This window comes from Aquimarina mycalae, from assembly GCF_029906345.1.
Taxonomy (GTDB): domain Bacteria; phylum Bacteroidota; class Bacteroidia; order Flavobacteriales; family Flavobacteriaceae; genus Aquimarina.
In genome coordinates, this window is the sequence record NZ_JARYGY010000003.1 from 163,962 (window position 1) to 176,787 (window position 12,826).

Here is a 12,826-nt window from a genome sequence, read left to right on the forward strand (position 1 = left end):
TTATAGAATTATTCCCTTTTGTTTATTTTCCCTTTTTGCTTCTTTTATTTATTTGTTTTTGGAAAAAGGAATACTTGGCGATTCTAAATTTTACCCTTCTACTAATAATCCATATAATTTTAATAATAGTCTTTTTGTTACGGTAATCGCTGCAAGTCTTTTTGGTGCAATTATAGGTTCCTTTGAGGTACTTTACTTTAACAAATTCTTTTCTTCTAAGAGCTTCTTAAAGAAAATAATCTATAAAATAATCTTTTATCTTACCATTGTAATCTTCTTTTTGATTTGTACAGCAACTATATCCTTTATGATTGAATTTGACACCAATATTTTGGATAAAGAAGTATGGATTAATTTGCGAAACTTTATAACGAATTTAGCTTTTCTAAGCGTCCTATTATATATAATTACGTCCATAGGTATTTCTTTATTTTACTTAGAAGTAAGTGATAATATTGGACAAGAAGTATTGTTTAAGTTTTTTACTGGAAAATATCATAAACCTATAGAAGAAGAGCGTATTTTCATGTTTTTAGACATGAAATCTTCCACTACAATCGCAGAAAAATTAGGGCATGTCAAATATTTTGAAATGCTTGCTGAATATTATGCAGATTTATCTGATGCTATCATTCAACACTCAGGCATTGTATATCAGTACGTTGGAGATGAGATCGTTGTATCCTGGAGTTTAAGCAAAGGACTTAAAACTAGCAATTGTATCCATTGTTTTTATTCTATGCAGAAAGCATTAACTAAACAATCTTCTAAATATCTAGAACGATTTGGAGTTTTACCAACATTTAAAGCAGGATTTCATTACGGCAAGATAACAGCTGGTGAAATTGGGACTATTAAAAAAGACATTGTATTTACTGGTGATGTTCTTAACACTACAGCACGAATTCAGGGACTTTGTAATAGCTACGAAGTAGTTATATTGATTTCGGATACATTAACAGAACAATTAAAAGTAAATACAGATTTTAAATATACAAGTTTGGGCATGAATTCTTTAAGAGGAAAACATGAACAAATAGAGTTATTTACTATTGCATAAAAAAACCTACCAGTTTTAAACTGATAGGTTATCTAGTATATATAGAATTTTTCTCTTACTCTATTCGTTTTGCTGGCATTTGTCTACCACCTTGATTTAAGGTAATACTATCTATAGTTCCAGTATCACTTTTATTAAAAACTATCTCAGCAGGAACAGCTTTTAAAAAAAACAAAGTTTCACTTTCTGCAAAAATTTCTAGTTTAGGCTGACCTGTTGCTTGTGCAAATATCGAATTTCCTTCAACAGTTATATCGATAATAAAGTTAGGTTGTAATTCATACTTACCAATATATTTCTGTAAGATATCGGTAGCAACTGAAATAGTTTTTCTTTCTGCAGGAGGTGCTTTTTCGATTCCTTTTCCTATGAAACTTTCTTGTGCAGTTTTAAAAACCGTTTGTCTTTTACCCTCATCAGTTAAAGAGAAACTATAGGATATGGTTCCATCGTCGAAAATAAATAAATCCTTTTTCATCGGATAAATCTCAAATTCCCTTGAATTTGGTCCTTCTCTTAAACTAAATAACTTACCATCTCTATATGTAATATGTCTTATTACATCTCCTTCAAACTGATAAGCTCCTACCCATTTTTTTAAGTTATCCTCAGATAACTCAATAGCATTCTTCTTATCTGGAATAGGTTTTCCTATCGCTATAGCAGCTACTTTTCTGGTTATTTGACCTACATTTTTGCAATTACAATTTGTAAGACCAATTACATATACGTTTTCCTTTTCTAGAAAAACACCATTGGTTGTATACCCAAAAATACCGCCGCCATGCGAATACCCCTTAGATCCTTGTACGTTTGCTTTACCCCAACCATAACCATAATCTATTTTTTCACCATTATTAAGGGTAGAACCATTAATCGCTTTTTCTAAACTCGCTCTTTTAATAAAGGTGTTCGCGCTTACAGCATTTTGCCATTTTAGCATATCATCTACCGTAGACATTAACGAACCTGCAGCATATGGTAAGGTTAAACTGAGATAATCTGCATTTAAATAATCATCTCCCGATTGCTTATATCCAGAAGCTCTATTTTTAATAAGCTGAGACATACTACCATAATAAGAAGAGTTCATTCCTATTTTTTCAAAAATATTTTTCTCAATAAAATTTTCATAGGTGTCTCCAGTGATCACTTCTATGATATAACCTAATAATATATAACCCGAATTATTATAACGAAATTCTTCGCCAGGATCAAAATCCATAGGTTCATTTTTAAAAACATCTATTAGTTCTTTTGGAGTCATATCGGTTCTTGCAGACTTCATAAAACTATCCATACCAGTATAACTTTTTATACCTGAGGTATGATTCAACAAATGATGAATAGTTATTTTTTTATCGTTGGTAGGATAATCAGGTATATATTTAGTGATTTCATCTTCTACGGTAAGTTTTCCTTGTTCTTCTAACATTAGGATGGCAACTGCTGTAAACTGCTTGGTTATAGATCCAATCTCAAAAACATTTTCTGGTATTAGAGGGACACCAAGCTCAAGATTCGCTTTTCCGTATGCTCTGCGAAATACCGATTTACCATCTTTTGCTACTAAAATTGATATTCCGGGTCCTTCTTGAGTATACATCGAAGAAACAATAGCGTCAATTTCTTTTTCTAAACTTTGAGCTTGTACAGTTGTGTATAGACTTATTGTAAAAATACCAATAAGCAAAAGGGATTTCATTCTTTGTAGTGATTTCATGTGATTTATAATTTTGATTGATTTGTTGGTTACCTATATAATCAATATGACGATTAATTAAATAATTAGTTACCAAAAAGTATCTAAATTTATTTAATAATATGTAAAGCATTCTTATAGAAACAAAAAAGTTTTTACATTATCAATGTAAAAACTTTTTTTATCGAAATCAGCCTTAAACTGGGTTTCTAAAATATCCTCATAATATTACCTACTCTTCTTCTTCTCCTATAAAACCTGGAGCAGCAGGTACATTCTCGTCAATCTCGACTTCCTCTACTACCTGGATAGAATCTCGTAATATTTTAAACTTCTCTAATTGCTCTTCTTCTCCTGTAAAATATGGAAATACATCCATAATCGGTGATTCTGAAATTGCAGGGATTGTATAATCTCCTGTGGTACCTTTCATCATTTCATTTGTATTATCAAATGCTTCTTTTACATCATTAGCCTGAACTAAAAGATACATATTTGTTTTTCGTTCTTTTCCACTTTCTTCGTCATAAGCGATTAAAGATACCTTTGACTTAAACCAACGATCAGAATTCTCAAAAGGGTGTATCTCGGCAAAATTTGCAACCTTTATATTAGTAATGATAAATTCTTCACTAACATAAGCGGCCATTTCTTCATTAATCCTAGTTTCTGCTTCTGTATAAGATATAGCATCAACCAGATATGGTTCTGTAGTAACCTTCTGTACTCCAGAATCATTTATTTTTCTATACTTTACTTTACATTCGTACCAAGTAGCGCTCATATATTTCTTTTTTTAGGATGCCAAATATAAATCTTAAAAAAAGTTCTGAATACGAATATTAAGAATAGATATTCACAATTTAAAAATCATCCAGTTTAGAAGAATTACACAATATAAAAACATAAAAAAGCACAATCAAAGTAGATCTTTGATTGTGCTTTTAAATTATTCAATAAAAGTACAGTCTTATTTTTTCAATTTCATATTTAAATATGTATAAATACTTGACAACATATATGCACTTTGCTCATTAGTAGAAGCTCCGCCATGACCTCCTTCAACAGTTTCATGATATAAGAAAGGATGTCCCATATCTTTCATTTTTGCTGCCATTTTTCTTGCGTGTCCTGGATGCACTCTATCATCCTTAGTTGATGTTACAAAAAGAACTTCTGGGTATTTTTTATCTTTAAAAACATTGTGATATGGTGAATATTTTTTGATGTATGCCCATTCTTCAGGAATATCTGGATTGCCATACTCTCCCATCCAACTCGCGCCAGCAAGTAATTTAGAATATCTTTTCATATCTAATAAGGGTGCACCTACAACAACCGCATTATAAAGGTCAGGCCTCTGCGTAAAAATAACACCTGCTAATAAACCTCCATTACTCCATCCATAAGCACCCAGATGTGCTGGAGCTGTTATTTTCTTTGCTATCAAATCTTCACTAACTGCATAAAAATCATCGTACGCATTTTGTCTTTTTTCCTTCAAAGCTGCTTGATGCCAAGAAGGTCCAAACTCACCACCTCCACGAATATTAGCTAGAACATAAACTCCTCCTTGCTCTAACCATCCAATACCAACTGTAGAACTATAACTAGGTTGTTCTGCAGAGTTAAAACCTCCATATGCATATATTAACGTTGAATTAGACCCATCTAATTCTAAATTTTCTTTATGAACGATAAAATAAGGAATTAGTGTTCCATCTTTTGAGGTAACCATATTTTGTTTTACCACCAACCCTTTTGAACTAAAACTCTCTTTACGTTTTTTGGCAATTTTAATGGTAGTATCCTGAACAAAATATAAAGTTGTAGGAGTAATAAAATTGCTATAAGTAAAAAAGTAATTATTATTCTCTCCACCACTTGCAGATCTTAGGTAAATACTTCCATATTGTGGGGCATCAATTTTTTCACCAACCCATGTATCACTTTCTAATGTGTACTTAATCAAATTGTTCTGAACATTCTCCATGGTATTGACAACTACAAAATCCTTTGATAATGAAGTAGAAACGAAACTTGATTTATTGTTAGGTTGATAAATAGTCTTTACATCTAACTCTCCTGAAATACTTTTTGTGAAATTTAAACTAACCAGTGATCCTTTTTTATAAATAACATCTTTTACTTTCCAATCTGATTGCAAAGAAATTATAAACTGATTTTTATGATATCCGCTAAGTTGTGCGTCTTTTGGTATATCAATTTTTATTAACTTTTCACCTTGTATATTATAAAGTTCTATATCATAAAAAGTTTTCGCATTGTACACAAAAGCATGTCTTTTCTTATCACTAAAAAAAGTTCCTCCAAAAACTCCCACATTAGTCTGATCTGTTTCGAAAACAAACTTAGCTTCTTCGATAGCAGTTCCTCTTTTCCATATTTTAACCTGTCTAGGGTACCCTGAATTGGTTAAAGTTCCTTCTCCAAAGTTTCTGTATATGAGAATGTTATCCTTATCAATCCATGATGCTCCTCCTTTGCTTTCTTTCAATCTAAAACCATTTTTCACAAAGGATTTAGTTTCTACATTGAATTCTCTAATTTCATTTTCATCTTTTCCTCCATCTGATAAGATTATTAAACAAATTTTGTTATCAGGTTTAAGCCAATCTACTCCTTTATATACCCATTTTTTATTTTCTTCTTTTGACAATAGGTCTAAATCAAGAATTACTTCCCAATTATTTCCATTGTTAGTATAATCGGTAAATAACATTCTTCTAAGTACTCCTCTTTCATTATGTTCGTCTCTCCAAAAATTATACACATAATCTCCTACCATAGAAGGGTAAGCTATCTTATCTTTATCATTAAATGTTTCAAGATACTTTTGCTTCAGTGGGTCAAAAAGTGCATTAGACGTAATTGTATTTTTCGAAATTTCATTTTGAGCTTTTACCCAATCTAACGATTTTTCACTTTCTACTTCCTCCAACCATAAATATGGGTCTTCTTCTACTTTGATTTGAGATTGAACAAATTCAATATGCAATAGTGTTAAACCAATTACAATCAGAGCTAATTTTGTTTTTTTCATGTCATCTTTTTATTTACCGACTCATAATATTAAAATACATGTGTCATTATTATTGAAAATGTTACCCATTTATTTAGAAAAATATTTAAAATAACTCAAAATCCTTATCTTAAAGCTTCTTTTAATATACTTACTGGATGCCGCGCAGTGCGCTTTGTTCCATCTTTGATTTGATGCCTGCAACTAGTGCCTACTGCAGCAATTGTAATAGTTCCTGATGTTTTTCTTATAGCAGGGAACAAGGTTTGTTCTCCTACTTGCATACTAAGTTCATAATGTTCTTTTTCATACCCAAAAGATCCAGCCATACCGCAACATCCAGATGGAATGATTGTTACTTTAAAGTTTTCTGGTAAATTTAGATATACAAAAGTTGAATGAATAGTAGATAATGCTTTTTGATGACAATGACCGTGAAGTTTTATTACTTTTTCTTCTTTAGTAAATTGTGCAGCTTTGATGTTTCCTAGTTCTATTTCTGACTTTAGAAATTCATCAATAAGAAATGAGTTTTTAGAAAGCGATATAGCCATCTCTTTATCATCTGATAATCGTAGATACTCATCTCTAAACGTTAATATTGCAGATGGTTCTAATCCAATGAGAGGAAATTGATCCGAAACTATTCCACTAAAAATATTTACATTATAATTTGCTATTGCTTTTGCCTGTTTTAGTAATCCTTTGGATATAAAAGTTCTTCCGCTTTCTTTATGATCAACAATTCTTACTTCGTACTCTAAACTGGTCAATAATTCTATCGCATCAATACCAATATCAGTATCTAAATGATTTGTAAATTCATCAATAAAAAAGTAAACTGTTTTGATTGGTTTTTTGGGTTGTAGTAAAGCTAAATTCCTTGTACACCAACTTCTATGGGATTGTTTACTTAATGTAGGTAATTCTCTTTCTTTTGCTATGCCTAAGGTAGATTTTAAAATCCCAGAAGTAAGCTTATTTTTGAAAAAGAAGTTTGTAAACCCAGGAGCTATACTACCGAAACTATTTAACCTATTATTATAGGCAAACAATTTCGTTCTAAGAGAGACTCCGTTTTCTTTTTGATATTGATATTCAAACTCAGCTTTAAGTGTTGCTACATCAACATTAGAAGGACACTCACTAGAACAACCTTTACAGCTAAGACAAAGATCAAAAACTTCTTTTAATTCTTCTTGATTGAACTTATTAGCTTTTTGGTTATTCGTTAAAACTTCTCGAAGCGCATTGGCACGTCCTCTGGTTGTATCTTTTTCATTCTTAGTTACTCTATAACTCGGACACATCGTTCCTCCTGCTTCTACAGATTTTCTACAATCTCCACTACCATTACATTTTTCTGCAGCTCGTAAAATACCGAAAGAATCCTCAAAGTTTAATATCGTTTCAATTGCTGGTTCCTCTCGATCTACTTCATACCGAAGTTGTTCATTCATAGGATATGCATCGACTATTTTACCTGGATTAAAAATATTATTAGGATCAAATACCTCTTTAATATTTTTTAATAATCTATAGTTATCCTCTCCAATCATAAATGGAATATACCCTGCTCGTACAATACCATCTCCATGCTCTCCACTTATGGATCCATTATATTTCTTAACAAGAGTTGCTACATCATCTGTAATTTTTTTAAACAATACTACATCTTCTTTTTGTTTTAAATCAAGAATTGGTCTAAGATGAAGTTCTCCTGCGCCAGCGTGAGCATAATACACAGCTTGCTGATTATATTTTTTCATTAGATCAGAAAACTCAGCAATATAATTTGCCAAGTCAGGCAATGCTACTGCCGTGTCTTCAATACAAGCAACTGCCTTTTTATCTCCTACTATATTTCCAAGTAAACCTAAACCTGCTTTACGAAGTTCTAAAGCCTGATCAATCTCATTACCCAATAATATAGGATTCGCATATGATAATTTTGAGGCAATTAAAGTCTGTAATAACTTATCTTTTTGTTTTTCAAGTTGATCTTTATTATCAGCTCTTAACTCTAACATTAAAATAGCTTGTGGATCATCGACTATAAAGAAACGGTTTTTAAGCTGTTCTGTATTATTTTTGGTACAATCTAAAATGGTTTTATCCATCATTTCACAAGTAAATAATGAATGTTTCATTACTGGTGCGACAGCATTTAAACAATCTTCAATTGACCTAAAATGAGCGGCAATCATCAATGATTCTTTCGGAGGTAACTCATCTAATTGTAACATTATCTCAGTAGTAAAAGCCAATGTACCTTCACTTCCAGATAGTAATTTACACATGGTAAAACTATCTTCTTCCTTAGAAAAAACGTTAGATCTTATTAACTCATCAATGGCATATCCGGTATTACGTCGATGTATTTCTGGTTTTGGAAAATTAGTTTTAATTCTATGTTGTACTTCCACATCAGAAAGTTCATCAAAGAGTGTTCTGTAAATCTTACCTTCTAATGTTTCAACACTTTTTTTAGCTTCAAAATCCTCTACAGAAACATCAGAAAAAACCGCTTCACTACCATCGGATAACAATGTTTGCAACGCTAACACCTTGTCTCTTGTTACTCCGTATTGGATAGAAGTGGTACCGCTACTATTATTACCAACCATTCCTCCTATCATACAGCGATTAGATGTAGAAGTATTTGGTCCAAAAAATAATCCTAAAGGTTTCAGATATCTATTAAGATCATCCCGTATTACTCCTGGCTGAACAGTTACAGTTTTCTTTTGCTCATCAACAGAAATAATTTTTGTGAAATATTTAGAAACATCAACCACAATACCATCACCAACGCATTGTCCTGCAAGAGATGTTCCTGCTGTTCTAGGGATTAAACCACAATGTTTTGTATTAGCAAAATGAATAATTTTCTTTAAATCACTAATATTTTTTGGAAAGGCTACAGCTGTTGGAATTCTGCGATAAACCGATGCATCTGTAGCGTATAATGATTTAGTAAGGAGATCAAATTGTACTTCTCCTTCTAACTGATCTTGTAATTCTTTTAAATCAGTTTCTTTTATCATAATTGATTTCCTTTTACCAATGTATCCAACGTAATTTGTCTTTTGAAATTAGTATCAAAACAAATAAAACTATCAGTTCCTGCTACTCCATCAATCTGATGCACTTGCTCATAAAGGATGTTTCGTAAGTGATGATTATCATAGGCAAAGATCAGAATAAAAAGTGCATAATTACCCGAAACATAATTACATTCCAGAATTTCGGGTATTTTTCCAAGATCATCAACTACTGATTTTGCATATCTAGCTTCTTTAAGTCGAATTCCAACGTATGATTTTGTCTTATATCCTATCTGTTTCTCATCGATTACAAATTCTGCCTTTTGAATTACATTATTCTCTTTTAATTTTCGAATTCTTTGATGTACTAAAGAATTTGAAATTTTTAACTCTTCAGCAATCTGAGAAAAAGGTTTTCTGGCATCCTCTCTGATCTGAAGAAGTATTTGCTGATCGATATAATCAAAATGATTCATAAGCCTTATAATTTTAAATGATCTACTCTTAAAAAAACTAATTCAGTTTTTAAGTAAAATCAATTTGACATAAAAAAATTACATTACTGATTAATTTAAATATTAAACATCAATAAAGTAGTCAAATGTATTAATTTTGTATCAAAATAAAACATACAAGAAATGAATTCTACATTTTTTTTTGAAGAGCTTTGGAAACAATACACCTTAAAGACTCCATCTGCTAAAAAAATTAAATCGATTTTAGAAACAGCTGGCAATACCGTTTCTAATGATCATATCGCAATTAGAACTTTTGACGATCCTAGAATAAATATCGAAGTTCTAGCTAAACCATTCTTGGCTATGGGATATGAAGAAATGGGAGATTATCATTTTGAAGCTAAAAAACTTTATGCAAAACATTATGAGCATAAGACCGATCTCAATGCTCCTAAAATTTTTATAAGTCAACTACTTACCTATAAATTCTCTGATAAATTACAGCAAACAGTAAAGCACATTCTTGATAGTATAGATCCTGAGCTGTTTGCGCAAGAGTATCTAATTTTACAAGGTAGAATATGGGATATCCCTTCGTTAGCGATATATGAGAAATTGCAAGAAGAATCAGAATATGCAGCCTGGATGTATGTAAATGGCTTTTGTTCTAATCATTTTACAATCGATGTTAATAAACTCGAAAACTTTGATACGTTATCTGAAGTGAATGATTTTCTTAAAAACCACGGATTTAAAATGAATACTTCTGGAGGTGAAATAAAAGGTACACCTTCTCAATTATTAGAACAATCAAGTATTCTTGCTGATAAAATAGAGGTAACATTTAAAGAAGGAGTACAAGAAATCACTTCTTGTTATTATGAATTTGCATATCGATACGCTAAAGAAAATGGTGAGTTATTCACTGGATTCATAGCTAACTCTGCGGATAAAATTTTTGAGAGTACAGATATGAAGCTACAGGCAGTATAAGATTCATTGAAAAAAATTAACAAACAAGCTAACACTAAATTAACAAAACCTTAGGTAATCTCGTCACATTAAAAAATAAGATCAAACGTTATAAAGGGATAACAATAAAAACAAAATTATAATGACGAATCGTATTTTTATAGTGATTACATTATTATTAGGTTCATTTTTCACTGTTCAATCCCAAAACATATCAGAACATGCTATCGGTTTACGTTTAAGTGAAAGTGATGGTTTCTGGGCAGAGGCTTCTTATCAAGCAAGATTAAGTTCTAAAACAAGGGCAGAATTGGATTTAGGAGTTCAAGGAAAAAGTACTTTTAATGCTCTTAAGCTAACAGGTATATATCAATGGGTATTTAATATTGATGGTGGTCTTAATTGGTATGTAGGTCCAGGAATTGGAGGAGGTCTCGTAGATTTTGATAATGATGTAAATAATAGAGATGATCTAGAATCTTTTGGTTTTGTAACAGGAAATGTTGGTATTGAGTTTAATTTTGACTTTCCTTTATTGATATCTCTAGATTTTAGACCTGAAATTTATTTTGATGATTACACAAACGATGATATCATATTTAATTTAGGTTTAAGTGCTCGATATAAGTTCTAAAAGCATCTAACAATAAGATATATAAAATCCTTATACTTAATTGTATAAGGATTTTTTTTATTTTTTTCTCAATGTATATGTTAACCTCTTCCATTAATATTCCACAAAAGATAAATCTTAAAAAAACTTACAATCATGAAAAAATTATTTTTTATAGTATCCATTATCACTTTAACTATTAGTTTACAAGCTCAAGAAATTCCTAAAAATGCCATAGGAATACGTATTTCTGAGGGAGTTGTTGGTGATGAAGGGTTTGGTCCAGAGATCACATACCAACGACAAATGTTTGGTGAACACAATCGAATTGATATTAATCTAAGTTGGAGAACCAATTCTTTTATCAATACATATCGCGGTGGTGGATATTTTCATTGGAGCTATAATATATGGGACAATTTAAACTGGTTTGCTGGTCCAGGAATAGGAGCTGGATATATAGATTTTAGAAACAGTCTTTTTGGAATAGGAATTTCTGGTGATAGGGATAGTGAGTTCTTTCCTTATGTAGGTGCAGATTTTGGAGTTGATTATCGTTTTGATTTTCCTCTTCAAGTAGCAGTAAGTATACGTCCCACATATGACATTCATAGTATAGAAAACGCTGCAGGAATCGAAGATGTAGATAATTTTGGAGTAAATATTGGGATTGCAGCTAGGTATACTTTTTAAAATGTGTAGAAATCAAATAGTTTGATTTACTTTAGTTGTTATATAAAGCGCTTTGATACAATTTGATCTCAGCGCTTTATTTTTTTATACCATTTCTAAAGCATTCTCATATAAAGCTAAATATAGAGGAACTATCTTATCTATATCAAATTTCATAGCCTCATTAAAAGCACCTTCTTTAAACTTCTCCAAAATATAGTCTTCTTTTAAGATACTTATTGCTTTTTCTGACATATCTTTTACATCACCAACATCACTTAAATATCCTGAAATCCCTTGTATATTTACTTCGGGTATTCCTCCTGCATTACTAGATATTACTGGCACTTTATTGACCATAGCTTCTAATGCTGCTAACCCAAAGCTTTCTCTTTCTGAAGGCAATAAAAACAAATCAGAAAAGCATAATATTTTATCTATTTCATTACTATTTCCTAAGAAAATAACTTTATCCTTAATACCTAATTCTTTACACTTTTGTTCTGCTGGTTCCCGTTCAGGACCATCTCCTACCATTAAGAGCTTGGCAGGAATCTCTTTTTGTATATTGTAAAATATATCTACAACATCGGTAATTCGTTTTACAGGTCTAAAGTTACTTATATGTGTTACAATTCTCTCATCGGGAGTTGCCATTAATTCACGTTGACAATCTGTAAAGCTAGTTTTGCGAAGGTTAGCATCAATAAAATTAGGTACTACTTTTATCTCCTTTTTAATGTCAAACAATCGTAATGTATCTTCTTTTAGGCTTTGGGATACAGAAGTTACAATATCACTTTTATTAATACTAAAAGTTACTGCAGGCTTATAAAAAGGATGATTACCAACTAAGGTAATATCTGTTCCGTGTAAAGTAGTTACCATTGGAATATGAATTCCTTCTTCCACCAACATTTTTTTAGCCATATATCCTGCATACGCATGCGGAATCGCATAATGTACATGCAGTATATCTATTTCATATTTTTTTATTGTATCGACTAACTTACTTGATAACGCTAATTCATACGGTTGATAATGAAAAAGCGGATATTCTGGGACATTCACTTCATGAAAATGAATATTAGGACTTAAAAGACCTAGACGTACAGGTTGTTTATAGGTAATAAAATGTACCTCATGATTTAATTTAGACAATGCAATCCCCAATTCGGTAGCCACTACTCCACTACCTCCAAAAGTTGGATAACAAACAATAGCAATTTTCATTCTTTTGATAATTTTTCCGTGGTACA

The 12,826-nt window shown here is 31.2% G+C and carries 10 protein-coding genes; 4 read left to right on the forward strand and 6 right to left on the reverse strand.

What is annotated here, in order from left to right:
• Positions 1 to 58: 58 nt before the first annotated feature.
• Positions 59 to 1,060 (forward strand): adenylate/guanylate cyclase domain-containing protein, encoded by a 1,002-nt coding sequence (locus QBK95_RS08520; protein ID WP_280932599.1) that lies wholly within the window; start codon positions 59 to 61, stop codon positions 1,058 to 1,060.
• A gap of 55 nt (positions 1,061 to 1,115) precedes the next feature.
• On the opposite strand, the gene QBK95_RS08525 is transcribed toward QBK95_RS08520, so the two are convergent.
• The 5 genes from QBK95_RS08525 to QBK95_RS08545 form a co-directional block, all read right to left on the reverse strand.
• On the reverse strand, positions 1,116 to 2,783 hold the full coding sequence (locus tag QBK95_RS08525; protein WP_280932600.1) for a serine hydrolase: 1,668 nt from the start codon (positions 2,781 to 2,783) through the stop codon (positions 1,116 to 1,118).
• A 211-nt stretch (positions 2,784 to 2,994) separates the two neighbouring features.
• On the reverse strand, positions 2,995 to 3,546 hold the full coding sequence (locus tag QBK95_RS08530) for a DUF4494 domain-containing protein (RefSeq protein ID WP_280932602.1): 552 nt from the start codon (positions 3,544 to 3,546) through the stop codon (positions 2,995 to 2,997).
• 186 nt (positions 3,547 to 3,732) lie between these two features.
• Complete coding sequence (locus tag QBK95_RS08535) at positions 3,733 to 5,826, reverse strand: prolyl oligopeptidase family serine peptidase (protein WP_280932604.1); 2,094 nt, start codon at positions 5,824 to 5,826, stop codon at positions 3,733 to 3,735.
• Between the two features lie 104 nt (positions 5,827 to 5,930).
• On the reverse strand, positions 5,931 to 8,852 hold the full coding sequence (locus QBK95_RS08540) for an FAD-binding and (Fe-S)-binding domain-containing protein (RefSeq protein WP_280932606.1): 2,922 nt from the start codon (positions 8,850 to 8,852) through the stop codon (positions 5,931 to 5,933).
• A complete protein-coding gene (locus QBK95_RS08545; protein ID WP_280932607.1) occupies positions 8,849 to 9,328 on the reverse strand; it encodes an Lrp/AsnC family transcriptional regulator in 480 nt (159 codons plus the stop codon). Before QBK95_RS08545 ends, QBK95_RS08540 begins: the two co-directional genes overlap by 4 nt.
• A 162-nt stretch (positions 9,329 to 9,490) precedes the next feature.
• Between QBK95_RS08545 and QBK95_RS08550 the strand changes: the two genes are divergently transcribed.
• The 3 genes from QBK95_RS08550 (at position 9,491) to QBK95_RS08560 (ending at position 11,588) form a co-directional block, all read left to right on the forward strand.
• Entirely contained in the window at positions 9,491 to 10,303 is an 813-nt protein-coding gene (locus QBK95_RS08550) for a DUF1338 domain-containing protein (RefSeq protein WP_280932609.1), read from the forward strand.
• Positions 10,304 to 10,424: 121 nt separating this feature from the next.
• Complete coding sequence (locus QBK95_RS08555) at positions 10,425 to 10,916, forward strand: hypothetical protein (RefSeq protein WP_280932611.1); 492 nt, start codon at positions 10,425 to 10,427, stop codon at positions 10,914 to 10,916.
• 135 nt (positions 10,917 to 11,051) lie between these two features.
• Positions 11,052 to 11,588 carry a hypothetical protein gene (locus QBK95_RS08560; protein WP_280932613.1) on the forward strand — a complete coding sequence of 179 codons (537 nt, stop codon included), beginning with the start codon at positions 11,052 to 11,054 and terminating at the stop codon, positions 11,586 to 11,588.
• An 84-nt stretch (positions 11,589 to 11,672) separates the two neighbouring features.
• On the opposite strand, the gene bshA is transcribed toward QBK95_RS08560, so the two are convergent.
• Positions 11,673 to 12,800, reverse strand: a complete 1,128-nt coding sequence (gene bshA, locus QBK95_RS08565; RefSeq protein ID WP_280932615.1) for an N-acetyl-alpha-D-glucosaminyl L-malate synthase BshA — start codon at positions 12,798 to 12,800, stop codon at positions 11,673 to 11,675.
• Positions 12,801 to 12,826 lie beyond the last annotated feature (26 nt).